Here is a 24,017-nt window from a genome sequence, read left to right as displayed (position 1 = left end):
ATCCCGATGCAGAACGATAGTGATGCTGTTCAGGGCTGAATGAAGCAATCGCGCCGCTCGGCCGTTGACCAGTGTCCGTATCCTGCCCTGCCCCGTATTTTCGAGCCCGACCGTCGAAAGTTGAACCCGACGACCGTAGTCAGAGCGACGTGGCATACCCAATTCATACGCAGCGCAATGCGCGTGTTCAGGACGCCTCGCCGAGCATCCGCGCCGCGTCCCCCGGCATCGACAGCACGCCGCCGCCCACGGGAGCGACGACGCCGGTCGTGCCAGGCGCCGAGGTCGGCCAGCCCCGCGCCACGCGCACGGCGAGGTAGCCAAAGGCCTGGGCTTCCAGCATGTCGCCGTCCAGGCCCACGGTTTCGACCGGCTCGACCGGGCACGTGCAGCCCGCCGCCAGCATTTCCATCAGCACCGGGTTGAGCCTTCCACCGCCCGTCACCAGGACACGCGCTGGCGGCGACGGGCAATGCTCGAGCCCCAGCGCCACCGAGGCCGCGGCCGCCGCGGTCAGCGTCGCCGCGGCATCGGCATCGGACAGGTCCGCCACCGCGTCGGTCAGCCACGAAAACGCGTCCCGGTCCAGCGATTTGGGCGGCATCTTGTGAAACCACGCGTGGCCCGCCAGACGCTCCAGCACCGCTGCATTCGGGGATCCCTGAGACGCCAATGCGCCATCCTCGTCCATGTCGCGCCCCAGACGCGCCTGCATCAGGTCATTGAGCGGCGCGTTCGCGGGGCCCGTGTCGAACGCCAGGCAGGCCCCCGGATCGGCCGGGCTTTCGATACTGGGATCGACCCAGGTCAGGTTGCCGACGCCGCCGAGGTTCAGGAACGCCAGCGGCGCATCGGCCTTCATCCACCGCGCGCAGGCATGGTGGAAGAACGGCGCAAGCGGTGCGCCCTGCCCGCCCATCTCGACATCCGCGCTGCGGAAATCCCAGACGACCGGGCAATCCAGCACATGCGCCAGGATGCGCCCGTCTCCGATCTGGCAGGTGCCGCGACCGCCCGGATCGTGGGCCGTCGTCTGTCCGTGGAAACCGATCACCTGCGCACCGGTCATCTGCGACAGAAGCTCGGCATGGGCGGTCTCGACGACCGCGGCAGGCTCGTCGAGATCGTCCCAGCCGCCCATCGCAGCGCGCAACACCTTGCGTTCATCGCTCGAATACGGCCGATAGTCGCTGGCCCCGAACTGGAAGATCCGGGCCCCGTCGGTCAGCACCATCGCCGCGTCCACTCCGTCCAGCGACGTGCCGGACATCGCGCCGAGCGCCCAGACCGGCCCCGCTTTCAATGCAGCTTTCAACATGGCTTTCCCTTCTACCAAGCCCCCGATATACGGAGACCTGCCCGCGAAGGATGGAACGAAATCCGATGACCTACCAGCCGAAATCCGACTTCCTTCAGGTGATGATCGCGCGCGGCTACCTGGCCGATTGCACCGACTACGAAGGGCTTGACGCCGCCATGACCGCGGGCACCGTGCCCGCCTATATCGGCTATGACGCGACCGCCCGGTCGCTGCATGTGGGCCATCTGCTCAACATCATGATGCTGCGGTGGCTGCAGAAGACGGGGCACAAGCCGATCACTTTGATGGGCGGCGGCACCACGAAGGTGGGCGATCCGAGCTTCCGGTCGGATGAACGCCCGCTGCTCGGGCCCGAGCAGATCGACGCCAATATCGACGGCATGAAAGGCGTCTTCGCCAAGTATCTCGATTACGGCGACGGGACCGATGCCGCGTTGATGCTGAACAATGCCGAGTGGCTGGACGACCTGAACTACCTGGAATTCCTGCGCGATATCGGCCGCCATTTCAGCGTGAACCGCATGCTGAGCTTCGAGTCGGTGAAGTCGCGCCTCGACCGCGAACAATCGCTGAGCTTCCTGGAATTCAACTACATGATCCTCCAGGCCTACGATTTTCTCGAGCTCAACCGCCGCTATGGCTGCTTGCTGCAGATGGGCGGCTCGGACCAGTGGGGCAACATCGTCAACGGCATCGACCTGACCCGCCGCGTCAGCGACGTCACGGTGTTCGGCCTGACCTCGCCGCTTCTGACGACGTCGGATGGGCGCAAGATGGGCAAAAGCCAGGGCGGTGCCGTGTGGCTGAACGCCGACATGCTGTCACCGTACGAATTCTGGCAGTTCTGGCGCAACACGACCGACGCCGACGTGGGCCGCTTTGCCAAGCTCTACACCGAACTTCCGGTGGACGAATGCGATCGCCTAGGCGCGCTTCAGGGCGCCGAGATCAACGAGGCCAAGGTGATCCTGGCCAACGAGGTGACGGCCCTCTGCCACGGCCGCGCCGCCGCCGAGGCCGCCGAGGCCACTGCGCGCGAAGTGTTCGAGCGGGGCGGCGTTGGCGAAGATCTGCCCACCCTCGCATTGAGACGGTCAGATCTCATCTGGATTGGCGAGAATTCCGCTTATCTTGGCCAAATGAGCCTCGCTGAAAGAAACGAGTTTGTATCAACTCTGACAAAAGCGGAGAGAGAATTTCACATTCCAGCCTCATCTCTCTTCGTGAAAACAGGTCTCGCAGGCTCCGGCAAGGAGGCTAAAAGGCTCATTACTTCCGGAGGAGCTAAGATCAACGACGAGGATGTCTCTAATCCCTCTGAAATGATATCGGCCGAACAGTTCCCTCTGAAGCTCACTGCCGGCAAGAAGCGCCATGCGCTGGTGACCCTCGCTCCATGAGCCCCTTCCCCTATCTTCATGAAACAGCACTCGGGGGGGCGGCCAGGGGCCGCGGGGGGCAGACTGCCCCCCTCCGACATCAGCGGAAACACATACATGCCCACCGTTCTTGACAAGATCAAAGCCTACAAGCTGGACGAGATCGCCGCCCGCAAGGCCGAGCGGGACCAGACCGCCATCGAAACAGCCGCGCGCAACGCACCGGCCCCCCGCCCCTTCGCGGAACTGCTCAGCGACGCCACCCGCGAAGGCTATGGCCTGATCGCCGAGATCAAGAAGGCCAGCCCGTCCAAGGGCCTGATCCGGCCCGATTTCGACCCGGCCGCGCTGGCCCAGGCTTACGCCAAGGGCGGCGCAACCTGCCTGTCGGTGCTGACCGACGCGCCTAGCTTCCAGGGCCACGAGGATTACCTGATAGCCGCGCGCAAGGCCTGCGATCTGCCGGTGCTGCGCAAGGATTTCATGTACGATCCCTGGCAGGTGGCCGAGGCACGCAGCCTGGGCGCCGATTGCATCCTGATCATCATGGCCAGCGTCGACGACAGTCAGGCCGCCGATCTGGAAGCCGCCGCGCAGGACTGGTCCATGGACGTGTTGATCGAGGTCCACGACGCGGACGAGCTCGACCGCGCGCAGCGCCTGAAATCGCCGTTGATCGGCATCAACAATCGCAACCTGCACACGTTCGAGACATCGCTCGAGACGACCCGCGATCTGGCGCGCCGGGTCGATGCCGACCGGCTGATCGTGTCCGAATCCGGCCTGTCGACCCCCGCCGACCTGGCCGACCTGGCCCGGTTCGGCGCCCGCGCCTTCCTGATCGGGGAAAGCCTGATGCGCGAGCAGGACGTCGCCCAGGCCACCCGCACCTTGCTGTCCGATCCCTACGCCCCCGGGGGTCGCTGATGCCGCTCACCCATTTCGACAGCCAGGGCAACGCCCACATGGTCGATGTTTCCGACAAGCCGTCGACCGCACGCGAGGCGCGGGCCGCGGGATGGGTGAAGATGGCGCCGGAAACTCTTGAGATGATTACCGAAGGCCGCGCCAAGAAGGGGGACGTCCTGGGTGTCGCACGGCTGGCGGGCATCATGGGCGCCAAGCGGACCGCCGACCTGATCCCGCTCTGTCACCCGCTGCCGGTCACAAAGGTCGCGCTGGAGCTCGAGCCCGACCGCGACCTGCCCGGCATCCGCGTCACCGCCACCGTGAAAACCGGCGGGCAGACCGGCGTCGAGATGGAAGCGCTGACCGCCGTCTCGACCGCCTGCCTGACGATCTACGACATGGTGAAGGCGGTGCAGAAGGACATGGAGATCGGCGGCATCCGCCTGCTCTACAAGGATGGCGGCAAGTCGGGGCGGTTCGAGGCGGCGCCGTGATCTCGGTCGACGAGGCGCTCGAGAGGATCTTCGCCCTGCTCACGCCGCTCGAGACCGAAACCATCCCCCTTCGTCACGCCCTGGGGCGCACCGTTCTTTCCCCCGTGGCGGCCCTGCGCACCCAACCCCCGTTCGATGCCTCCGCGATGGACGGCTACGCCATCGCGACGAAACAAGCCTCGCCCGGCGATCAATTCACCGTGGTCGGCGAAAGTGCTGCCGGACATGCCTTCGATGGCGTCCTGCAGGAGAGGCAGGCCGTTCGCATCTTCACCGGCGCCCTGGTCCCGCTCGGCGGTCATCGCGTGGTGATCCAGGAAGACGTCCGCGTAAGCGGCGACACGATCAGCCTGTCAGAGGGGCTCGATACCGGCCTCCACATCCGCCCGGCGGGCCAGGACTTCACGGCCGGCCAGGAAATCACCTTCAAAGACCCGTTGCGCCCCGTGGATCTGGCGCTGCTGGCGGCGTTGGGTCACGGCACGGTCGCGGTGACGCGAAAGCCCAAGGTGGCGATCATCGCGACGGGCGATGAGCTGGTGGCGCCTGGCGAAGTGCCGGGACCCGCGCAGATCGTGGCTTCCAACCATCTCGGGCTTGCCGCCCTGGTCGAACGGGCGGGCGCCGAGGCGCGGCTTCTGCCCATCGCGCGGGATACGAAGGCGTCGCTCGGGGCCACGTTCGACCTGGCGCGCGGGTCGGACCTGATCGTCACCATCGGCGGCGCGTCAGTCGGGGACCACGACCTTGTTGCAGATGTCGCGGCCGCGCGCGGGTTGGAGCGCAGCTTCTACAAGATCGCCATGCGCCCGGGCAAACCCCTGATGGCCGGACGCCTCGACGGCATTCCCATGATCGGTGTGCCGGGAAACCCCGTTTCGTCCATGGTCTGTGGTGAGATCTTCATCCGCCCCGCCATCGACATGCTGCTTGGACGCGCGGGACGCGCGCGCACCACGCATCAGGCCCCGCTGGCGCGACCGATCGGGCCCAACGGGGCCCGCGAACATTACATGCGCGCCACGCTCTGCGACGGCGCGCTCACCATCGCCGAGCGTCAGGACAGTTCGCTTCTGAGCGTGCTGGCCCACGCGAACGCCCTTGTGCGCCGCCCCCCGAACGACAAGGCGCGCGCGGCAGGTGACAGGCTGGACTACATCGCTATCTAGGGCGTTGACACAAATCAGGAACGCGCCTAGAACCTAAGGCGAACAACCTGGCAACGGTCAAGGATCGATTTTATCATGCTGACCCGCAAACAATTGGAATTGCTGACTTTCATCAACAAGCGCGTGCAGCGCGACGGCGTTCCTCCGTCCTTCGACGAGATGAAGGAAGCGCTGGATCTGCGCTCGAAGTCGGGCATCCATCGCCTGATCACCGCATTGGAAGAACGCGGCTTCATCCGTCGCCTGGCCCACCGCGCCCGCGCGATCGAGATCGTGAAATTGCCCGAGGCGCTGGAGGGTCAGAGCCCTGCGTCCCAAGGATTTCAGCCGCAGGTCATCGACGGCGACCGCCCCGACGCCGCACCCCCGCGCGCCGCGCTGTCGGTGGAAGTGGCCGCTGTCGAATTGCCGGTCATGGGCCGGATCGCGGCGGGTGTGCCCATCGAAGCGATCTCGGAAGTGTCCCACAACGTGGCCGTTCCAAGCCAGATGCTGTCCGGCAAGGGGTCGCATTACGCGCTCGAGGTCAAGGGCGATTCGATGATCGAAGCCGGGATCAACGATGGCGATGTCGTCGTGATCCGCGAGACGTCGACCGCGGAAAACGGCGATATCGTGGTCGCTTTGGTCGAAGGCCACGAGGCGACGCTGAAGCGGTTCCGCCGCAACAAGTCCACCATCGCGCTGGAAGCCGCGAACCCAGCCTACGAGACGCGCTTCTTTTCCGACGACCAGGTGAAGGTCCAGGGCCGCCTGGTGGGATTGATCCGCAATTACTGACCGTCGATCAGGACCTTGTCGGGCGTGATCGAAAGGGTCGGCAACGCCTCGGGAAGCGCGGGTCCCGAGTTCCAGGGGCGCGCACCTGTCTTGGCGCGCGCGGACGTCAGATGCGCCTGCCCGTCCCGAACCCGCACCGACACCGCGCCCGTCCGGGTCAAATCCACGCTGTCGAGCAGCAGGCACGATCCGGCGGCATCCGGAACCTCGACGCTGGCCACCACCAGGCCGCCTTCGGCACAGGATTCGCGCGCCCGATCAGCAGCCCCGCGCCCGCTGATCTGAACGATGCTCAGCCCCGACGCCCAGAAGCGATGGCCCGGCTCGAAGACCGCGGCCGCCGACTGCTCGGTCAGATCGCCATCATTCTCAAGCCAGACCCGCGCGGCAAATCCGTCACCCTTCGGCTTGGACAAGTGGCGCTTGCCCTCCTGCATCACGCCGATCAGCCCACCTGACGGGGCGATCAGCACGGCCGGACGCTCGGCGTTGACCCACAGCGCAATCGCAGCCACCGCGACGGCCACGCCCGAGAACCGCATCGGCCCACGCCACAGGATGAGCAGAAGCATCCCCAGTGAAAACAGCCCCAGGAAGCCCGCGGGCGCGGATTGAACATGGGATGTGGCGTTGGGCAGTGCGGCGACCTGGTGGGCCACCGCCATGATCCACTCGACCGCCGGTTTCATCAGCCAAAAGCCGATCCAGCTCAGGCCGAGGGGCGCAAGGCAGGCCGCCAGAAGCGCCGCAGGCATCACGAACGTCCCCATGACCGGGACGGCCAGCACGTTGGCCAGCAGGCCGTAATGCGAGAGCTGATTGAAATGCGCCGCTCCGTAGGGTGCCGTCGCGACCCCGGCGACGAGCGACGAGAACACCAGGGCAAGGAGCCATCTGCGCCATTTTCCCGTCCCGACCGGCGCATGGTCGCGCATCATCCGGAATGCGGCCACCAGGGCGGTCGTCGCGGCAAACGACATCTGGAAGCCCGGCTCGGTCAGTGCTTCGGGGCGCAGGATCAGCACGATCGTGGCCGACACGGCAACCGCGCGCAGCGTGACGGCCCGCCGGTCCAGGCACACGGCGACCAGCATGACGGCGGCCATGATGAACGCCCGCTGCGTCGCGACGTTGCCGCCCGATAGCGCCAGATAGACCGCGCCCACCGCCAAGGCACCCAGGGCCGCGTATTTCTTGACGGGCCGCGACAAGGCCCATCCGGGAACCAGCGAAAACGCCAGCCGCAGGGCCCAGAAGGCCGCTCCGGTCAACAAACCCATGTGCAATCCCGAGATCGCCAGCAGATGCGCAAGGTTCGACGCCCGAAGGGCTGCCAAGGTTTCGGCCCCCATGGCGGAGCGATCGCCCGTGGTGATGGCAGCGGCGAATGCCCCCGCCTCACCCGGCAGGACCGTGCGGACGTGGCGCGAAATGGCCATGCGCAGGCGACCGATCGGACGGGTGCCATCGTCGTCCCGGACCAGGATCGCGGGCGATCTGGCGTAGCCCACGGCACCCAGGCCGCGAAACCAGGCCATGCGCCGGAAATCGAAACCGCCTGGCTCGACCGGACCTTGCGGCTGCGACAGATGTGCCGTGACGCCGATCCTTTGGCCGGGGCTCGGATCCAGCCAGTCCTGTTGCCCGTGCAGGGAAACGCGGACCCGCAGCGGCGTTTCCTCCGGCGCGACGCGGTCAAGCTTCACGCGGTCCAGTGTCAGGCGGATCTTGTCGGATCCCGAGCGATCGACCGTGACCACCCGGCCCGTCACCGGTCCATAATATCGCCAGTCCAGAACCGGACCCGCAACCATGTACGTGCGCAGGCCAGCCAAGCCAAAGCCAAAAACGATCAGGATCAGCGCCACCGCCAACGGCCAGTGTCGCAAGCCCGCGAGCAATCCGCCGACCGACAGCAGCAACACGATCGCCAGGATCCACCAGTGGCGTGTGGAAGGCTCGACCGGCAAAGCGAAATAGGCACCGATCCCGCAGGCCAGGCATACCGGGATCCACGGCACCAGCGCGCCGCGCTGGCCGTCCAGGCGCAGGGCCGACAGCGTGGTTGAAAGCAGCGCCAGGGGCACCCTTGTTTCCCCCGAAAGGATTGACTAGACCGCTGCGAACGCTCTCCCAAAATGGTTTACGAATGGTTAACGCGCCTGAGACCGACGCCCCGGTCGTCACCCGTTTCGCCCCGTCGCCGACCGGCTTTCTGCATATCGGCGGAGCGCGGACGGCGCTGTTCAACTGGCTCTACGCCCGCGGGCGCGGCGGCAAGTTCCTGCTTCGGATCGAGGATACCGACCGCGCGCGCTCTTCGGATGACGCAACCCAGGCGATCTTCGCGGGGCTGCGCTGGCTGGGGCTCGACTGGGACGGCGACGCAGTCAGCCAGGCCAGCCGCGCCGCGCGCCACGTCGAGGTGGCGCACGCGATGCTGGCCTCGGGAGCGGCCTACAAGTGCTTCTCGACCCAAGAAGACATCGAAGCCTTCCGCGAAACGGCCCGCGCCGAAGGCCGCAGCACGCTGTTCCGCTCGCCCTGGCGCGATGCCGATCCGGCCACCCATCCCGACGCGCCCTACGCGATCCGGGTGAAAGCGCCGCTCGACGGCAAGACCGTGATTGCGGACAGGGTGCAGGGCGATGTCGTCATCGCCAACGACCAGCTCGATGACATGATTTGCCTGCGATCCGATGGCAGCCCCACCTACATGCTGGCCGTGGTGGTCGACGATCATGACATGCGGATCACCCACGTCATTCGCGGGGACGACCACCTGAACAACACCGCGCGCCAGATGCTCGTCTATGCCGCCATGGGCTGGGACGTGCCCATTTACGCGCATATCCCGCTGATCCACGGCGAGGACGGCAAGAAACTGTCGAAACGCCACGGGGCCCTCGGGATCGAGGAATACGCGGCGATGGGATATCCGGCCGCGGCCGTTCGCAACTACCTGACGCGGTTGGGTTGGAGCCACGGTGACGACGAGGTCTTCACCACCGAGCAGGCGAAGGACTGGTTCGACCTGAAAGGCATCGGAAAGTCACCCGCGCGGCTGGATTTCAAGAAGCTGGACCACATCTCGGGGCAACACATGGGGATGCTCGACGACGATACGCTCATCGCGGGCCTGCGGGCGTGGCAAAGCGCCGCCCGTCTGCCCGAGATGGACCAGGCGACGGAAGACGCGTTGCGCCCGGCCCTGCCGCTGGTGAAATCGTCGGCGAAGACCTTTCCCGAACTGCTCGAGAAGGCTCATTTCGCACTCGCAACTCGGCCTATCGCCTTGGAACCCAAGGCTGCCAAGCAGCTTGGCCCGGCATCCATCGGGATCCTGTCAGAATTGACGCCGCACCTGCAAACTGCTAGCTGGGACCGTGATACGCTTGAGGCTACGGCCAGCAAGCTGGCCGAAAGTCATGGCGTAGGGTTGGGCAAGATCGCCGGACCGCTTCGCGCCGCTTTGGCCGGACGAACGGCAAGCCCGAGTGTCTTCGACATGATGATCGTGGTAGGACGCGACGAGACGCTGGCGCGCATCGGCGACGCCGTGAGAACAGGGCCGCAGACGTCCTGAAGTATGGATTGAGACCCGCGCGCCTTGCCGCCGTGGCTCAATGGAACAAGGGAGATCAGGCCATGGCCGACGCACAGAAGACCGCGAAACTCAGCTTCGGTGATACCGAGGTCGAGCTGCCGATCCACACGCCCACCGCCGGTCCCGATGTCATCGACATCCGCAAGCTCTACGCGCAGGCCGGTGTGTTCACCTACGATCCGGGCTTCACCTCGACCGCCGCCTGCGACAGCACGATCACCTTCATCGACGGCGACAAGGGCGAATTGCTGCACCGCGGCTATCCCATCGACCAACTGGCCGCGAAATCCCACTTTCTCGAGGTCTGCTACCTGCTGCTTTACGGCGAATTGCCGGACGCCGCGCAGCTCGAGGATTTCGAGCATCGCGTGACACAGCACACCATGCTGCACGAGCAGATGATGAACTTCTTCCGGGGCTTCCGCCGCGATGCGCACCCGATGGCGGTCATGGTCGGTGTCGTGGGTGCCATGTCGGCCTTCTACCACGACAGCACCGATATCAGCGATCCCTGGCAGCGCGAGGTCGCGTCGATCCGCCTGATCGCCAAGATGCCGACCATCGCCGCTTGGGCCTACAAGTATTCCATCGGCCAGCCCTTCGTCTATCCGCGCAACGACCTGGACTACGCGTCCAATTTCCTGCGCATGTGCTTCAGCGTGCCTGCTGAAGACTACGTCGTGAACCCGATCCTCAGCCGCGCCATGGACCGGATCTTCACGCTGCACGCCGACCACGAGCAGAACGCGTCCACCTCGACCGTGCGCCTTGCCTCGTCCTCGGGCGCCAACCCGTTTGCCTGCATCGCCGCGGGCATCGCCTGCCTCTGGGGACCGGCCCATGGCGGCGCGAACCAGGCGTGCCTGGAAATGCTGCGCGAGATCGGGACTGCCGACCAGATCCCCGAATATATCAAGCGCGCCAAGGACAAGAACGATCCCTTCCGCCTGATGGGCTTCGGCCACCGGGTCTACAAGAACTTCGACCCGCGCGCGAAGGTGATGAAGCAATCCGCCGACGAGGTGCTGGACCTGCTGGGGATCGAGAACAACCCGACCCTTCAGGTGGCGAAAGAGCTCGAGCGGATCGCGCTGGAAGATCCCTATTTCGCCGAAAAGAAGCTCTATCCCAACGTGGATTTCTATTCGGGCATCATCCTCGATGCGATGGGCTTTCCCACCGCCATGTTCACACCGATCTTCGCGCTGGCGCGCACGGTCGGGTGGATTTCCCAGTGGAAAGAGCAGATCAGCGATCCGCAACTGAAGATCGGGCGCCCGCGCCAGCTTTACCTGGGCGAGACCTACCGCGATTACGTGAACGTCGAGAATCGCTGACACGCCGACACCTCGGCATGCCATGAATGGGCCGCCCGGCTGGGGCGGCCTTTTTCGTTTCGTTCCTCGACAATTTTACTCAATTGAGCTGCATCGTTTCCGGTCACGGCCCGAAAACCGGCTGGATCGGCCGCTGCCCGAATTTCGCCACATCCACGAACGATCCCGGTCGCGCCAGCGACGCGATCCCGGCCAGCGCGGGGTTGCGGATGCGGGCTTCTGCGGGGGCGGAACTGTAATTCGAGGACTGCGAACCCGTCATGCACATGAACCCTTCCGGCACCGTCCATACACCCAGCGCCTTTCCCACGGTGGAAGAGCTTTTCACCTTCCAATCGTCCCTGTCGCATCACTGGTTCGACAACATCCTGTTCTTCTTCGCCGACAACACCCAGGTCGAACGCAACGAATACGACTACAAGGCCGATGACGGCACGCTGACGCTGAAGGTCTCGATCAAGCTCGAAGACCTGGTCGGCAAGGACACGGGCAGTTCCTTCGCGGGCTTCGACACCACGCTGATCGAAGGTCTGGTGGCCGATCTGGGCGCGACGGACATGAGCTTCACCAAGTTCGTGGTCAAGGACGACGAGATCGTGTTCGAGTTGGTGGCGAACGGCATCACCGCCACCGAAGCCCAGGTGGCGGCACAGCTCGAAGTGCTGCCCATGGGCCTGACCATCGAGGACGCCGACGGCGACACGGCCGAGATCGCGCTGCACATGGGCGCGGAAGACGCGCCGATCCACGCGCTGGCCGAAACCGATCTCGACGCCATGATGGAAAGCTACGCGGACTACCTCAGCGCGGCCAACAAGGCCCAGATCGAAGAGGTGCTCGGGGATTACGGACCCACCGAATGCGCGGCAATCGTCGACAGCTTCCACGATTACGACCCCGACCGCGACATCCCCGACCAGCTGATGATGACCGAAGACGTCTGGTTCGGCGTCGCCCCAGGGCAGGAGACTATGCACTCTGCAAGGACGACGAAGAGCTCACCAAGATGGAATGGGACTACAGCCGCGGCGGCGACAAGCTGACGCTCGAGGTCGAGTTCGAGACCGCGGGCCTGTTCGGCGAAGGCGCCGACGACCTGGTGACCCAGATCGACACGTCATCGGTCGAAGCGCTCATGGCCGATCTGGGCGCGACAGAGATCATCATCGACAAGCTCGACATCGGCCACGACAAGGTCGCTATCAAGATCATCGGCGAAGGCATCGAGATCACCGACAAGGAAGTCTACGAGCTGCCCGGCGATGTCTCGTTCGGCCTGACGACCCAGGACGGCGAAGGCAACATGACCGACGGCACGCTGGACCTGTGCGTCAAGGATTACGACCCCCATTCGCCAGTGACCTTCGATCTGAACATGGACGGCAAGATCGCGACCACCGGCGCGACCACGGCGATGGACCCGGCGGGCAACCAGCTGGGCGACACTGTCAGCTTCGACATCGACGCCGACGGCAAGGCTGACACGATGGAATGGCTGACAGGCGACGGCGACGGCTTCCTGATCGACAATCGTGACGGCAACGCCATGAACGACATGGACGGCGCGCGGCTGTTCGGCGACGAGGGCGGCAAATACGTCAACGGCTATCACAAGATGTCAGTCCTGCTGGACGCCAATGGCGACGGCGTTCTGATCGACGACGAGCTTGACGGGCTGGAGTTCTGGATCGACGACGGGGACGCCGTGGCGGAAGATGGCGAATTCATCTCGGTGAAGGAGTTCGGCGTCTCGGAAATCGCCATCGGCTTCTGCCTTGATGAAAACGACCGCGGCGAGTTCCTGATGAAATCGCTGGCCGTCATCGAAGGCGCGGATTTGCCGGATCCGACGATTGATCCGGGCGTCGTCATCGACGGTGAGCCGACCCTGGATCCCGAGCCGATCGACGATATCACGCGGCCTCAAACCGAGCTCGATCCGTCCTTCCCGCTTCCGATGATCCCGGTGGATGAAAGCGAAGACGACTTCGCCTTCGACGAAAGCGTCGAGATCGACGGCGTCGCATTCGCCTGACGGGCCGACCCGTTTCATCCCCCGTCAGGGTTAATTGTGTCAGGGGCCGCGCGTATTTCCATCGCGCGGCCTTATTGTCTCCAGTTTGATGCGAGGGACCAAATCTATCATGTCCACGCCCGAATGTTGCCCCAGTGAAATGGGACCGCTCCGCCAACCGGATACCGCGTGGAGCAAGACATGACAGATATGACGAACCCGATCACCGCTCGCAGCATGAGCTTCATCATCGAAGGCGAGGTGAACGTCGAAGTCACCGTGACCGAAAACGGCGAAGGCGGTCTGACCTTCACGGTCGACGTCCTGACCAAGAATGGGATGATCGGCGACCTGAACGGGCTGTTCTTCGACTTCGCCAATCCCGGCCTGGTGGATGGTCTGATGATCGACGGCGAAATGGTCACCAATACCCAGTTCGAATATGACGGGGTGTCGAACCTGGGCGGCGGCGTCAACATCAAGGGCGACCTGATCAACAACACCGATCTATTCGACGCGGGCGCGCGTCTGGGCACATCGGGCATGTCGAAGGACGACATCCAGTTCACCACCTTCACGCTCACCCACGGGTCTGAGCCGCTGACGCTAGAAAACGTAGCGAACATGGATTTCGCGGTGCGCCTGACGTCCGTCGGCGAAATTGGCGGCAGCCGAGACGGTTCGCTGAAGCTGGGCGGAACCAGCCCCGATGCGCCCGCCATCGAAGATCCGGTCGATGATGTTGTCGACGACCTGCCTTCGGGCGGCGGTGGCGATCTGCCCGACAACCCGCCCCCGGGCGATGACGAGTTCGATTTCGGGGATCTCGGCGGTCCAGGGGACGGCTTTGACGATCCCCTTCTGGGCGACGATCCGCTGCTGGGTGGCGAGCTCGACTTTGGCCTGAGCGATCCGAGCACGACCATCGACGGTGGCCTGCTGGTGGACAATCCGCTCGATCCCGGCGTGATCACCGACGATTTCTCGATCCTCTGACACGAATGATGCGGATCGCGTCCCAGGCGCGATCCGCCATCCGCCCAATCGGATCCGGGCGATCATCCCAGAGCTCGGATGATTTCCGACCAAGGCCGACACCCAAGTCCGCCCCGGATCACTCGCCGAATTCATTTAGCTATATCTCTGATCGAGGGCTGGTTGCTCCTCTGAATTAAGGCCCCGGCGGAAAGCCTTCGACCGCATCCGCGAATCGAAGCGGGCGCAATCGGACCAGGGGGACTTAGAACGAACGTCGAAATACAGGTTAATGCGAATTACGGCGGATCTCTGTTTTGAATATAGCCTGAAATCACTCGATCGTCACAGCTTTATCCACGATCGGACAACAAGTCTGCTGCTCAAACACACTTGCCTAAAACTTGCCTCAAAGTGCGGTCATTCACTCCGCAAGGGGCTTAAGGCGGAGTGAGACAATGGAAGAATTAGCAACTGAAGTAGTACCTGCGAGCATGGAATTCGTCCTGGCTGGCGACGTCAACGTGAAGGTGACGGTGACCGAGACCGCCGATGGCTGTCTGGAATTCACGGTTGAGGTCATGGAAGGTGAAATGACCGCCGATCTGAACGGTCTTTTCTTCGATTTCGGGGATCCGGATCTCGTCGGAAGCCTGACGGCGGACGGTGCCGATATCACGAACAGCCAATTCGAATACGATGCCGTGGACAATCTTGGCGGTGGCGTGAACATCAAGGGCGAGCTGGTCAACGACACCGATCTTTTCGACATCGGTGTTCGGTTTGGCACGTCCGGGATGGCCAAGGACGACATCCAAATGACCTCGTTCACGCTCAGCCATCCCGATTACGACCTGAGCCTGGCCGATATCGAGAACATGGATTTCGGTGTCCGCATGACGTCGGTCGGCGAGATTGACGGTTCGCGTGACGGTTCGCTGAAAATCGGCGGAACGGCACCCGAAGCGACCGTTCTTGATGGTGTAGATGATCCTGACGGCACGCCGGTCGACAACGACATCCCGATCGACGAACCCGTGGTGGATGAGCCCATCGCGGACCTGCCCATCGACGGGATGCCGCCGGACGAGCCGATCGACGCACAGCCCACCGCCGAGGACGCATTGCTGTCAGATACGCCACCGGAGCAGATCGATCCGGTCGACGGCCCGACGGAAGAGCCGGTGTTGGACGGCACGGATCTGCCGTGGCTCGAACCGCTCACGGACGAAGAGATCGCAGCCTTCGACGAGCCCGAAGACCTGATCGCCGATCCGATGCCAATCGGCTGAGACCAGTGCAGAAGAGAATTTAAAGGGCCGCCCAATTCGGTGGCCCTTTTTTATTCGAAATGTCGGCAAGCGTGATGCGCGCTGCCAGATTTTTTTGAATTAAGCCGTCTCCCGGCAAAGATCGGTGCACAATGCAACGTCCGATTACGCTTTGTTAACCATTCTGAACCGTGATCCGGCCGTAAAATGCCTTGTCAAAAATTCGCCCCAAACTGAGTCAATCTCGTGCCTGAACAACAGCATATTGGAGTAGGGCATGGGCCGAAAAACTGGAGCGGAAGAGTTTGCCAACATGACGTTCGTCATTTCCGGCGACGTGGATATCGAGATCACCGTCAGTGAAACCGCAAAGGGCGACCTGGACATGACGCTGAGCGTCCTGAATGACGATGGCGCGGCCGGGGATATCAAGAACGTGTCTTTCGACTTTGCCGACCCGGACCTGTTGGACGGGCTGATCGCGAAGGGCGCGAACATCTCGAAATCGTCCCCAAACGAAAACGCGTTCGACAATCCCGGCAAGGGGCCCGGCTTCAAAGGCGGCAAGACGAACGACCCCGAGGCACAGGATGTCAGCGTGAAGCTCGGACCCGCGGGGCGCGGTTCGGACGAGCCGGACGAGACCTCTTTCACGCTGTCCCACCCCCAATTCGATCTCAGCCTGCTTGATATCGAGGCCATGGATTTCACCGTTGTCCTGGAGGACGCAGAGGCCAGCGACGCCAGCGTGACGATCGGCGGGAGCGCGCCCGCGGCCACCGAAATGGACGAGCCGCCGCAAGAGCAGCCCCCGGCGGAAGATGCGACCCAGGACGCACCCCCGCAAGCCGAAGTCCTCGAGGACGAAACGCAGGTGGATTACGGCGACCTTGGCACCGGGCTCGACGGCGCGGTCACCGGCGACGACGATCTGCTGCTGCTCGACCCGCTCACCGAGGAACAACAGGCGGATTTCGACACTCCGGAAGACCCATTCCAGGACCCGCTCGAAGTGGCTTGACCCCCGAAAGTCGCTCGAGAAAAAGGCCGCCCCCGGGGGGCGGCCTTTGGTTTTGCCGGATTGGATACCGCTCAGGCGGCCTTGATTTCGTCCATGAAGGGATAGTCGATGTACCCTTCCTCGCCGCCGCCATAGAACGTGTCGGGGTCCGGCTCGTTCAACGCGACGCCCGTGCGGATGCGTTCGGGCAGGTCCGGCGTGGCGATGAAGTCGCGCCCGAAGGTCACCGCGTGGCAATGCCCCAACGCGACCGCCTGCGACGCTTTCTCCGGCGTGTAGCCGCCGTTGCTGATGATGAACCCGTCGTAAAGATCGCCCAACCGCTTCAGGCTTTGCATCGTCGCGTCGTCCGTCTCGCTGCCCGGGAATTGCTCGACCACGTGCAGATAGGCCAGCTTCTTGTCGCTCAGCATCTTGTAGACCGGCGTGAAATGCGCCTCCGGGTCGCTGTCGGACATGTCGTTGAAATTGCCGTAGGGCGATACGCGCACGCCGATCCGGTCGCGCGGCCAGACAGTGGCCACCGCGTCGATGATTTCCGACACGATCCGCATCCGCTTTTCGGGCGTGCCGCCGTAATCGTCATCGCGCTTGTTGACGCCGTCCTTCAGGAACTGGTCCAGAAGATAGCCATTCGCGGCGTGGACCTCGACCCCGTCGAACCCCGCCTTCTTCGCCATCTCGGCGCCGTGGCGGAAATGCTCGATGGTCTCGCGGATCTGCTCGACGCTCATGACTTCGGGTTCCGAGCAATCCTCGAACCCGTTGGCGGTGAAGGTCTGCTGGTCGGCCCGCACCGCCGAGGGCGCCAAAGGCTTGCGGCCTTCGGGCAAGAGCGACACGTGGCTGATCCGGCCCACATGCCACAGCTGCATGTAGATCCGGCCGCCCTGCGCGTGCACCGCATCGGTGATCTTCTTCCAGCCCGTCACGTGATCGTCGGTATAGATGCCCGGCGTGTCGAGGTAGCCCTTGCCCATGGCGCAGACCTGGGTGGCCTCGGTCAGGATCATGCCCGCGCTGGCCCGCTGGGCATAGTAGATCTGCGCCATGTCCTTGGGCGTGCCGTCCGACTGCGCCCGGTTGCGCGTCAGGGGCGCCATCAGGACGCGGTTGGGCAGCTCGACGCCGCCCATCATGATCGGCGAAAAAAGATTGCTCATATCGGGCATTCGACTGGATCCTTTCGTGGTGTTTCCGTCTTCGGATGGGTAACGAGGTCGGACACGCTGCGTTCCCGCCCCCCTCGCTCAAATGCCGCGCATGCGATGTGCGCCGGTCCACATCCCTCACATCAAGGAGCGCCCGGATGCGCCTCAACGTCTCGGCCACCCTCGATTACGGCATCGAAGCGCCCGCCGATCTGCTGGTCCAGATCGAAGCCGCCGCCATGCCCGACCAGTCCGTGATCGGCGCCAAGTTCGATCCCGGCCAGACGGCGCATCTGCACCGGATCGCGGCCGAGGACGGCGTGGGCACGCGGGTCTGGCTGCATTGCGATCAACGCCTGATCTGCAGCTACAACGCCGAGATCCGGATCGACCGGTCCGACCCGGACCTGAGCACCCTGTCCCAGGATCCCGTCCACCAATTGCCGCACGAGGCCGTTCGCTACCTGATGGCGTCCCGCTTCTGCCCGTCCGACGAGTTCCAAAGCTTCACCGACTCGCAGTTCGGCCACCTGTCGGGCGGGGCCTTCGTGGACGCGGTCGCGCGCTGGATCGAAACGCGGTTCACCTACGCGCCCGGAGCCTCGCAAGCCACGACCACCGCCATCGACACCTTCGTGTCACGCCGCGGCATCTGCCGCGATTACGCCCACGTGATGATCTCGCTCGCCCGCGCCGCGGCGATCCCAGCGCGCATGGTCAGTTGCTACGCGCCGCGCGTCACGCCGCAGGATTTCCACGCCGTCGTTCAGGTCTGGCTGGACGGGGACTGGCGCATCGTCGATCCGACCGGGATGGCGAGCGCCTCAGAGACCGCGATCATCGGCGTGGGCCGCGACGCCGCCGACATCGCTTTTCTCACAAGCTATGGCTGGGTGACGCTGAAAGATCAGCGGATCACCGTCTCGCAGGCCTAGCGGCCCTGGTAGTCGGGCTTGCGCTTTTCCAGGAACGCAACGACGCCTTCCTTGAAGTCCCGCGTCTGCCCGCATTCCCCCTGAAGCGACGCTTCTAGGTCCAGCTGCGCCTGCAGGCCGTTCTCGTAGGTGCCGCGCAAGGCCCGCTTCACGTTGCGATAGGCCACGGTCGGCCCCTTTGCCAGATGTTGGGCACGGCTCCACCAGTGATCCTGGAAGGCGTCGTCGTCGACCGCTTCCCAGATCATGCCCCAATCGGCCGCCTGGCGTGCAGTCACCGGCTCGGCGAACAGCGCCGCCCCCATGGCCTTTGCGAATCCCATCTGGCGCGGCAGCCAATAGGTGCCACCGGCATCCGGGATCAGCCCGATCCGCGTGAACGCCTGCAGGAACACCGCGCTTTGCGTGGCGATCACCACGTCCGCCGACAGCGCCAGGTTCGCACCCGCGCCCGCCGCCGGTCCGTTGACCGCGCTGATCGTCGGGATCGGGCTGTCGTAGATGGCCTTCAGCATGGGCTCGTATTCATCGCGCAGCACGCGTTCCAGGTCGGCCTGGTCCAGGCTGACGCTGTCACCCAGATCCTGGCCTGAGCAAAACGACGCGCCCTGCCCCGTCATCACCAGCACGCGCGCGTCTTCCCCGGGATTCTTGACCGCGTGCAGGATCTCTGCCCGCATCTGCGCTGTGAGCGCGTTCATCTTTTCGGGACGGCGGAAGGTGAGAACGGCGACGCCGTCGCGAACCGACAGGCGGATGGTCTCGTAGTTCATCGCAGGATCCTTTCGCGAAGCGTTGCCGCCTTGATGGCACGGCGGGCACGCTTCGCAAAGCCCGACGCCCCGTCAGTCGCCGGTCAGCTCTTCCAGCCGGGCCCGTTCGGCATCGCTCAGCGGGTCGGGCCGCACATCCGCCCCCTTGCGCCGCCGCAGATAGGTCAGTGCGATCAGCCCCCCGCCCAAGGCCATGATCGGCCCTGCCAGCCAGAGAACCAGGTTCACGCCGCGCGCGTTGGGCCTGAGAAGAACGTATTCGCCGTAGCGCGTGACGAGGTAGTCGATGACTTCGGCATCGTCATCGCCCGCCACCAGCCGCTCGCGCACGGCCAGCCGCAGATCGCGCGCCAGATCGGCGTTGGATTCGTCGATATTCTCGTTGCGGCAGACAAGGCAGCGCAGGTTCTTCGAAAGCTCCCGCGCGCGCGCCTCCAGCGCGGGGTTCTGCAGGATCTCGTCCGGCTGCACCGCGAAGGCGGGCATCGCGAGCAGCCAGACAAGCACCGCAACGCGGATCATTCGGCGGGCACCGCTGCGGGCGGGGCCTTCGCGGCCCCCGCGGCCACCCTGTGGCGCCGATCCGACAGGCTCAGGCAACCGCCCAGCGCCATGATGATGCAGCCCGCCCAGATCCAGTTGGCGAACGGCTTGATATAGGTCCGAACGGCCCAGCCCCCGCCGTCCTGCGGATCGCCGATCACGACGTAGATGTCGCGCAGGATGCCGTTATCGATCGCCGCCTCGGTCGTGGGCATGCGCGCGACGGGGTAGAAGCGTTTTTCGGGGATCAGCGTCGCGACGGACCGGTCGCCACGCGCGATCTCCATCACCGCCAATGTCGCCTCGTAATTGGGACCGCGCGCCCCGCGCACGTCGGCCAGCGTGATCGTGTAGCCCGCCACGTCGAAGCTTTCGCCTTCCTGCGCCACGCGGATGTCCTCGACCTGCCAGGCGGTCAGCGCGCAGATGCCGAACAGCGTCACGCCGAAGCCCGTATGGGCGACCGACTTGCCCCAATCGGCGCGCGGCAGTCGCCTGAGACGCCGAATTTTCGCCGAAAATTCGCGCCCCCGACCGGCGCGCGTCCAGAGATCCACAAGGACACCCATCACCACCCAGGACGCCAGCACAGCACCGAAGGGTGCCAGCATCGAGCCGCCGGTCTGGATGACCCAGACCAGGGCGCCCATCGTGATGGAAAGCGCCAGCGCCCCCCAGAGCGGTGCCATCACCCGGTCCATCTTCGCCCGTTTCCAGGGCATCAGCGACCCCAGGGGCAGAAGCGCCGCCAGGGCGACCATGAAGGGCGTGAAGGCCGCATCGAAGAAGGGCGCGCCGACGCTGAGCTTGCGGTCCCACACCATTTCGGCCAGCAGCGGCCAGACCGTGCCGATGAAGACCACGAAGGCCGACACGGCGAGCAGCACGTTGTTGGCGACGAGCGCGCTTTCGCGGGAGGCCAGCCCGAAGACACCCTTGGCCTCCATCGCGCTGGCCCGCACGGCGTAGAGCATCAGCGCACCGCCCATGAAGACGCCGGTGATCGCCAGCAGGTAGACGCCGCGCTCGGGATCGTTGGCGAAGGCATGGACCGAGGTCAGCACGCCCGAGCGCACGATGAACGCGCCGATCAGCGAAAACCCGAAGGCCAGGATCGCCAGCAGGATGGTCCAGCTCTTCAGCGCCTCGCGCTTTTCGACCACGATGGCCGAATGCAGCAAGGCCGCCGCGATCAGCCACGGCATGAAGCTGGCGTTTTCCACCGGGTCCCAGAACCAGAAGCCGCCCCAGCCAAGCTCGTAATAGGCCCACCACGAGCCCAGCGCGATGCCAACGGTCAGGAACAACCACGCGGCCAGCGTCCAGGGCCGCACCCAGCGTCCCCAGGCCGCGTCCACGCGTCCTTCGATCAGCGCCGCGACGGCGAAGCTGAACGCCATGCTCAAACCCACGTAGCCGAGGTAGAGAAACGGCGGGTGGAACGCCAAGCCGGGATCCTGCAGCAGCGGGTTCAGGTCGGACCCGTTCATGGGCGGCACGCTCAGGCGGGTGAACGGGTTGGAGGTGAAGATCAGAAAGCTCAGGAACGCGACGCTGATCGCGCCTTGCACACCCAACACCCGCGCCCGCAGGCTGGGCCTGAGATTGGTGCCAAACGTGGCGGCCATGGCGGCGTAAAGCGCCAGGATCACGCACCAGAGCAGCATCGAGCCCTCGTGATTCCCCCAGACGCCCGTGACCTTGTAGAGCATCGGTTTATCGGTATGCGAGTTCGCCGCCACCAGCGACAGCGAGAAATCCGATGTCACGAAGCCGTAGGTCAAGGCGCCGAAAGCCAGCGCCAGGCAGCCGAACTGGGCCGTCGCGGCGGGACCGCCCGCCGCCATCGCGCTGTCCCAGCCGCGCGACGCGCCAAGAAGGGGCAGCACCGTCTGAACGACGGCCAGCACGAGGGCGAGGATAAGGGCGAAATGACCGAGTTCGATAAACATGAGGTCATCTTATCCGGCCCACGCGGCGGTGCCAATGCGACACCCGCGACCGTGACTTCAGATCAGCCAGGTCGCGAGCCCCGATGCCGCGAAGGCCAGCAGGGGGATCACGGCGCCGCTGTGGCGGGGCCAGCCAAGCGAGCCCTCGATCACCGTGAAGTGAAGCACGGCGCCGGTGGTATAGATCGCCACGAAGCCCATCAGCGCGGGATGGTCGCTCATGCTGGTCGATACGCCCCGCGCGGCCAGCGCCCACCACCAGGCCAGGACCAGCGCGCTGCCCGACCAGCTGAAGGACATCCCCAGCGCCAGCGGCGTGGCGCGCACCCGCCAGAGCCACAGGAACGTCCCCGCGATGATCGCCGACATGGCGATGATCCCTCCCGAGGCCACTTGGTACGTCGCATCCTGCCCGTAGAGGGTTTCAACCCCGCTCAGGGCGACGAAGCTGATCGCGGTCAGCGTCAGGGCAATCTTCATTTCCCCATCACCTCTCTCAATGCGCGGTCCAGCCTGTCGGCGGCAGCGCGGTTGCGGGCCAAGTCGCGCAGGAAGGCGCGCCCCAGGATGAATCGGCGGATCCTGCACCAGATCATCGGTAGCTCCCGTAGCTCACGGGCATACGGTCGCGGATCAGCGTGGTCATTTCCGTCAGAAGGGCCGTGTTCTTGTTCAGCATCTCGCGCGTGGCCGCGTCCTTCTGCCCGTCGCGATAAAGCAGGTAGAAGACCAGCATCACCCACGGCCCATGCTCGGCCACCAACTTCAGGACCAGGTCAGACGCCATCGGATCCCTTCCAATCCCGCAGCGCAGCATTGGTGTCATCGCCTGGCTCCGGGCGCGGCGCGGCGGCCTGCGCCACTGCCAGGGTCTGCGCCAGCGAGCGCTGGAATTCCTGTCCCTTCACCTGGTGACGGGCGCCGAAATAGAAGGACACGATCGCCCCGAGAAGCCACCAAAGCGGCTCGGGCACCAGCGCAAGGCCCTGCATCCGCGAGGAAAACCATGCCGGGTCGATCATGGCGGCCGCGAACAGCCCCAGCGTGCCCAAGGCCATGGCGGGACGCGGGACGCGGTTCAGACCGTCCATGAAACGGTCGAAGCCGCCTTTCTGGGTCCGCGCGAACTCGGATGCGAATTGCTCGAGCGCGGCCTTCGCCCGTTCGGCATCGCGCTCGGCCCCGGCCTCGGAGTTTTCGCGAAAGACCTCGATCGTCTCGACCAGCGCCTTGTTGCCCGAGCCGAAAACCGCACCCATGAGTTTGTCTATCATGCCCATGCCATCACCCGCTTCGCATGTTCGCCGGGGCTCAGGTGATAGCGGGGGGACATGAACTCTTCGGCCCGCGTGATCCAGCCGCCCTTGCCCCCGTCGCGCCGCCGCGCGAATTTGCGCAGGGACGGGCGCCGGTCACCCAAGCGGTAGTAATAGTTGCGCCGAGCGATCCCGTAGGCATCGCGCAGATGGTGCGGGGCCTGGGCCTGCGCCAGCGCGGCTGCCGCCGCCGTCTGCGGGCCGATCAGCCCGTCGATGCTGACCGTTTGCCCCATGTCGCACAGCAGTTTTTGCAGGATTCGCACGGCGTTGCGGCCCGCGTTCACATACATGTCGAACACGCTTGCCTGCAGGTTCTCGGGCAGCTCGGCGATGCGCGGCCGGTGGAAGTAATGCTGCAGGAAGATGTCGCGCGCCCGCTCGCGGGTCATCAGGCGCACGTCGCCCGCGTCCACGTCACCGTCGCCGTCAAGATCCAGGCCCAGCCGCCGCATCGTGCCGATGGTCACGCCGTATTTCGTGGCGCCACCCGGATCGTCGGGGTCGTTCACGTAGCCGCCTTCGCGGGCCACGATCTCTTCTGCGATGTCTTCGATACTGCGCATGGCTTTCCCTCGAAACTGATGGAAAGCACCGTCGCGCGGCGCGGTTAATTGGTCGGCAACTCTGCGTTCGGATCCTGGTAGACGCCCTGCTCTTTCAGCGCGTCGATCACCTCGGCCGGCATGTAGGATTCGTCGTGTTTCGCCAGGATCTCGGTGGCGACGAACGTGCCGTCGACGTAGCGGCCGGTGCCGACCATGCCTTCGCCTTCGCCGAAAAGGTCCGGCAGCACGCCGGTATAGGCCACCGGAACGCTTGCGGCGCCATCGGTGACCGAGAAGAGCACGGTCTCGCCCTGCCCGCGCTTGAGCGTTCCGTCCTCGACCAGACCGCCGATGCGGAACACCTCGGTCGGGCCCGGCGGTGCCTCGGCCACCTGGCTGGGCGAGCGGAAGAAGTTGATGCCGTCCCGCATCGCGTAGCCGATCAGCGCGGTCGACACGATCAGCGCCACCGCCGTGACGGCGATGACCTGGATCCGGCGCTGTTTCTTGAGCGATTTCATC

At 64.8% G+C, this 24,017-nt stretch carries 25 protein-coding genes; 13 read left to right on the top strand and 12 right to left on the bottom strand.

Annotation, left to right across the window (positions count from 1 at the left end; all coding sequences use genetic code 11):
- Nucleotides 1-187 precede the first annotated feature (187 nt).
- Nucleotides 188-1,318, bottom strand: a complete 1,131-nt coding sequence (locus tag ILP92_RS03980) for an anhydro-N-acetylmuramic acid kinase (RefSeq protein WP_198915072.1) — start codon at nt 1,316-1,318, stop codon at nt 188-190.
- A 65-nt stretch (nt 1,319-1,383) separates the two neighbouring features.
- Between ILP92_RS03980 and tyrS the strand changes: the two genes are divergently transcribed.
- The 5 genes from tyrS (at nt 1,384) to lexA (ending at nt 6,052) form a co-directional block, all read left to right on the top strand.
- A complete protein-coding gene (gene tyrS / locus ILP92_RS03975; RefSeq protein WP_198915071.1) occupies nt 1,384-2,721 on the top strand; it encodes a tyrosine--tRNA ligase in 1,338 nt (445 codons plus the stop codon).
- Nucleotides 2,722-2,817: 96 nt separating this feature from the next.
- Entirely contained in the window at nt 2,818-3,627 is an 810-nt protein-coding gene (trpC, locus tag ILP92_RS03970; protein WP_198915070.1) for an indole-3-glycerol phosphate synthase TrpC, read from the top strand.
- Nucleotides 3,624-4,103, top strand: a complete 480-nt coding sequence (moaC, locus tag ILP92_RS03965; protein WP_198915278.1) for a cyclic pyranopterin monophosphate synthase MoaC — start codon at nt 3,624-3,626, stop codon at nt 4,101-4,103. Before trpC ends, moaC begins: the two co-directional genes overlap by 4 nt.
- Complete coding sequence (locus ILP92_RS03960) at nt 4,100-5,272, top strand: molybdopterin molybdotransferase MoeA (protein WP_198915069.1); 1,173 nt, start codon at nt 4,100-4,102, stop codon at nt 5,270-5,272. The genes moaC and ILP92_RS03960 overlap by 4 nt, the downstream gene beginning before the upstream one ends.
- A gap of 75 nt (nt 5,273-5,347) precedes the next feature.
- Entirely contained in the window at nt 5,348-6,052 is a 705-nt protein-coding gene (gene lexA / locus ILP92_RS03955; RefSeq protein ID WP_198915068.1) for a transcriptional repressor LexA, read from the top strand.
- On the opposite strand, the gene ILP92_RS03950 is transcribed toward lexA, so the two are convergent.
- Entirely contained in the window at nt 6,046-8,139 is a 2,094-nt protein-coding gene (locus tag ILP92_RS03950; RefSeq protein ID WP_368667836.1) for a ComEC/Rec2 family competence protein, read from the bottom strand. The genes lexA and ILP92_RS03950 overlap by 7 nt on opposite strands.
- A gap of 62 nt (nt 8,140-8,201) precedes the next feature.
- Between ILP92_RS03950 and gltX the strand changes: the two genes are divergently transcribed.
- Both gltX and gltA read left to right on the top strand, forming a co-directional pair.
- The gene (gltX, locus tag ILP92_RS03945; protein WP_198915067.1) at nt 8,202-9,638 is read left to right on the top strand and encodes a glutamate--tRNA ligase; all 1,437 of its coding nucleotides are present in this window, start codon (nt 8,202-8,204) and stop codon (nt 9,636-9,638) included.
- Between the two features lie 62 nt (nt 9,639-9,700).
- A complete protein-coding gene (gltA, locus tag ILP92_RS03940; protein ID WP_198915066.1) occupies nt 9,701-10,996 on the top strand; it encodes a citrate synthase in 1,296 nt (431 codons plus the stop codon).
- A gap of 103 nt (nt 10,997-11,099) precedes the next feature.
- On the opposite strand, the gene ILP92_RS03935 is transcribed toward gltA, so the two are convergent.
- Nucleotides 11,100-11,258, bottom strand: coding sequence for a hypothetical protein (locus tag ILP92_RS03935; RefSeq protein WP_198915065.1), 159 nt, complete (start codon nt 11,256-11,258; stop codon nt 11,100-11,102).
- Here ILP92_RS03935 and ILP92_RS03930 point away from each other — a divergent pair.
- The 5 genes from ILP92_RS03930 to ILP92_RS03910 all read left to right on the top strand — a co-directional run bounded on the left by ILP92_RS03930 (nt 11,257) and on the right by ILP92_RS03910 (nt 16,277).
- Nucleotides 11,257-12,039, top strand: a complete 783-nt coding sequence (locus ILP92_RS03930; RefSeq protein ID WP_198915064.1) for a hypothetical protein — start codon at nt 11,257-11,259, stop codon at nt 12,037-12,039. The two genes, ILP92_RS03935 and ILP92_RS03930, sit on opposite strands and share 2 nt — an antisense overlap.
- Nucleotides 12,003-13,031, top strand: coding sequence for an SPM autocatalytic domain-containing protein (locus tag ILP92_RS03925; RefSeq protein WP_198915063.1), 1,029 nt, complete (start codon nt 12,003-12,005; stop codon nt 13,029-13,031). Before ILP92_RS03930 ends, ILP92_RS03925 begins: the two co-directional genes overlap by 37 nt.
- A gap of 180 nt (nt 13,032-13,211) precedes the next feature.
- Nucleotides 13,212-14,006, top strand: a complete 795-nt coding sequence (locus ILP92_RS03920; protein ID WP_198915062.1) for a hypothetical protein — start codon at nt 13,212-13,214, stop codon at nt 14,004-14,006.
- A gap of 473 nt (nt 14,007-14,479) precedes the next feature.
- Nucleotides 14,480-15,277 carry a hypothetical protein gene (locus ILP92_RS03915; RefSeq protein ID WP_198915061.1) on the top strand — a complete coding sequence of 266 codons (798 nt, stop codon included), beginning with the start codon at nt 14,480-14,482 and terminating at the stop codon, nt 15,275-15,277.
- A gap of 292 nt (nt 15,278-15,569) precedes the next feature.
- Nucleotides 15,570-16,277 (top strand): hypothetical protein, encoded by a 708-nt coding sequence (locus ILP92_RS03910; protein ID WP_198915060.1) that lies wholly within the window; start codon nt 15,570-15,572, stop codon nt 16,275-16,277.
- A gap of 71 nt (nt 16,278-16,348) precedes the next feature.
- Here the strand turns inward: ILP92_RS03910 and ILP92_RS03905 are convergent, their stop codons facing one another.
- The gene (locus tag ILP92_RS03905) at nt 16,349-17,449 is read right to left on the bottom strand and encodes an alkene reductase (protein ID WP_368667835.1); all 1,101 of its coding nucleotides are present in this window, start codon (nt 17,447-17,449) and stop codon (nt 16,349-16,351) included.
- 137 nt (nt 17,450-17,586) lie between these two features.
- Between ILP92_RS03905 and ILP92_RS03900 the strand changes: the two genes are divergently transcribed.
- Nucleotides 17,587-18,363: a transglutaminase-like domain-containing protein gene (locus tag ILP92_RS03900; RefSeq protein WP_198915059.1), complete on the top strand. Its 777-nt coding sequence runs from the start codon at nt 17,587-17,589 to the stop codon at nt 18,361-18,363.
- Here ILP92_RS03900 and ILP92_RS03895 read toward each other — a convergent pair.
- From ILP92_RS03895 to ccmE, 8 genes are all read right to left on the bottom strand, one after another.
- Nucleotides 18,360-19,136: an enoyl-CoA hydratase-related protein gene (locus ILP92_RS03895; RefSeq protein ID WP_198915058.1), complete on the bottom strand. Its 777-nt coding sequence runs from the start codon at nt 19,134-19,136 to the stop codon at nt 18,360-18,362. The genes ILP92_RS03900 and ILP92_RS03895 overlap by 4 nt on opposite strands.
- 72 nt (nt 19,137-19,208) lie before the next feature.
- Nucleotides 19,209-19,658: a cytochrome c-type biogenesis protein gene (locus tag ILP92_RS03890; protein ID WP_198915057.1), complete on the bottom strand. Its 450-nt coding sequence runs from the start codon at nt 19,656-19,658 to the stop codon at nt 19,209-19,211.
- A complete protein-coding gene (locus ILP92_RS03885; protein WP_198915056.1) occupies nt 19,655-21,631 on the bottom strand; it encodes a heme lyase CcmF/NrfE family subunit in 1,977 nt (658 codons plus the stop codon). The genes ILP92_RS03890 and ILP92_RS03885 overlap by 4 nt, the downstream gene beginning before the upstream one ends.
- 57 nt (nt 21,632-21,688) lie before the next feature.
- The gene (locus ILP92_RS03880; RefSeq protein ID WP_198915055.1) at nt 21,689-22,111 is read right to left on the bottom strand and encodes a hypothetical protein; all 423 of its coding nucleotides are present in this window, start codon (nt 22,109-22,111) and stop codon (nt 21,689-21,691) included.
- A gap of 112 nt (nt 22,112-22,223) precedes the next feature.
- Nucleotides 22,224-22,418 (bottom strand): hypothetical protein, encoded by a 195-nt coding sequence (locus ILP92_RS03875; RefSeq protein ID WP_198915054.1) that lies wholly within the window; start codon nt 22,416-22,418, stop codon nt 22,224-22,226.
- Nucleotides 22,408-22,911, bottom strand: coding sequence for a holin family protein (locus ILP92_RS03870; protein WP_198915053.1), 504 nt, complete (start codon nt 22,909-22,911; stop codon nt 22,408-22,410). Before ILP92_RS03870 ends, ILP92_RS03875 begins: the two co-directional genes overlap by 11 nt.
- Nucleotides 22,902-23,513 (bottom strand): holin-associated N-acetylmuramidase, encoded by a 612-nt coding sequence (locus ILP92_RS03865; RefSeq protein ID WP_198915052.1) that lies wholly within the window; start codon nt 23,511-23,513, stop codon nt 22,902-22,904. Before ILP92_RS03865 ends, ILP92_RS03870 begins: the two co-directional genes overlap by 10 nt.
- A 44-nt stretch (nt 23,514-23,557) precedes the next feature.
- Complete coding sequence (gene ccmE / locus ILP92_RS03860) at nt 23,558-24,016, bottom strand: cytochrome c maturation protein CcmE (RefSeq protein WP_198915051.1); 459 nt, start codon at nt 24,014-24,016, stop codon at nt 23,558-23,560.
- Nucleotide 24,017: the final 1 nt, after the last annotated feature.

Source organism: Palleronia pontilimi (assembly GCF_016412875.1).
GTDB lineage: Bacteria > Pseudomonadota > Alphaproteobacteria > Rhodobacterales > Rhodobacteraceae > Palleronia > Palleronia pontilimi.
This window is presented reverse-complemented; position numbering and strand designations above follow the sequence as displayed.

Coding starts and splice junctions, on each gene's coding strand:
- ILP92_RS03925 (WP_198915063.1), top strand. CDS start 12,003: ATGGAATGGGACTACAGCCGCGGCGGCGACAAGCTGACGCTCGAGGTC.
- tyrS (WP_198915071.1), top strand. CDS start 1,384: ATGACCTACCAGCCGAAATCCGACTTCCTTCAGGTGATGATCGCGCGC.
- ILP92_RS03935 (WP_198915065.1), bottom strand. CDS start 11,258: ATGACGGGTTCGCAGTCCTCGAATTACAGTTCCGCCCCCGCAGAAGCC.
- ILP92_RS03895 (WP_198915058.1), bottom strand. CDS start 19,136: ATGAACTACGAGACCATCCGCCTGTCGGTTCGCGACGGCGTCGCCGTT.
- ccmE (WP_198915051.1), bottom strand. CDS start 24,016: ATGAAATCGCTCAAGAAACAGCGCCGGATCCAGGTCATCGCCGTCACG.
- lexA (WP_198915068.1), top strand. CDS start 5,348: ATGCTGACCCGCAAACAATTGGAATTGCTGACTTTCATCAACAAGCGC.
- ILP92_RS03905 (WP_368667835.1), bottom strand. CDS start 17,449: ATGCCCGATATGAGCAATCTTTTTTCGCCGATCATGATGGGCGGCGTC.
- ILP92_RS03880 (WP_198915055.1), bottom strand. CDS start 22,111: ATGAAGATTGCCCTGACGCTGACCGCGATCAGCTTCGTCGCCCTGAGC.
- ILP92_RS03865 (WP_198915052.1), bottom strand. CDS start 23,513: ATGCGCAGTATCGAAGACATCGCAGAAGAGATCGTGGCCCGCGAAGGC.
- ILP92_RS03875 (WP_198915054.1), bottom strand. CDS start 22,418: ATGGCGTCTGACCTGGTCCTGAAGTTGGTGGCCGAGCATGGGCCGTGG.
- ILP92_RS03870 (WP_198915053.1), bottom strand. CDS start 22,911: ATGGGCATGATAGACAAACTCATGGGTGCGGTTTTCGGCTCGGGCAAC.
- ILP92_RS03920 (WP_198915062.1), top strand. CDS start 13,212: ATGACAGATATGACGAACCCGATCACCGCTCGCAGCATGAGCTTCATC.
- ILP92_RS03910 (WP_198915060.1), top strand. CDS start 15,570: ATGACGTTCGTCATTTCCGGCGACGTGGATATCGAGATCACCGTCAGT.
- gltX (WP_198915067.1), top strand. CDS start 8,202: ATGGTTAACGCGCCTGAGACCGACGCCCCGGTCGTCACCCGTTTCGCC.
- ILP92_RS03930 (WP_198915064.1), top strand. CDS start 11,257: ATGCACATGAACCCTTCCGGCACCGTCCATACACCCAGCGCCTTTCCC.
- trpC (WP_198915070.1), top strand. CDS start 2,818: ATGCCCACCGTTCTTGACAAGATCAAAGCCTACAAGCTGGACGAGATC.
- ILP92_RS03915 (WP_198915061.1), top strand. CDS start 14,480: ATGGAATTCGTCCTGGCTGGCGACGTCAACGTGAAGGTGACGGTGACC.
- ILP92_RS03900 (WP_198915059.1), top strand. CDS start 17,587: ATGCGCCTCAACGTCTCGGCCACCCTCGATTACGGCATCGAAGCGCCC.
- ILP92_RS03885 (WP_198915056.1), bottom strand. CDS start 21,631: ATGTTTATCGAACTCGGTCATTTCGCCCTTATCCTCGCCCTCGTGCTG.
- gltA (WP_198915066.1), top strand. CDS start 9,701: ATGGCCGACGCACAGAAGACCGCGAAACTCAGCTTCGGTGATACCGAG.
- ILP92_RS03980 (WP_198915072.1), bottom strand. CDS start 1,318: ATGTTGAAAGCTGCATTGAAAGCGGGGCCGGTCTGGGCGCTCGGCGCG.
- ILP92_RS03890 (WP_198915057.1), bottom strand. CDS start 19,658: ATGATCCGCGTTGCGGTGCTTGTCTGGCTGCTCGCGATGCCCGCCTTC.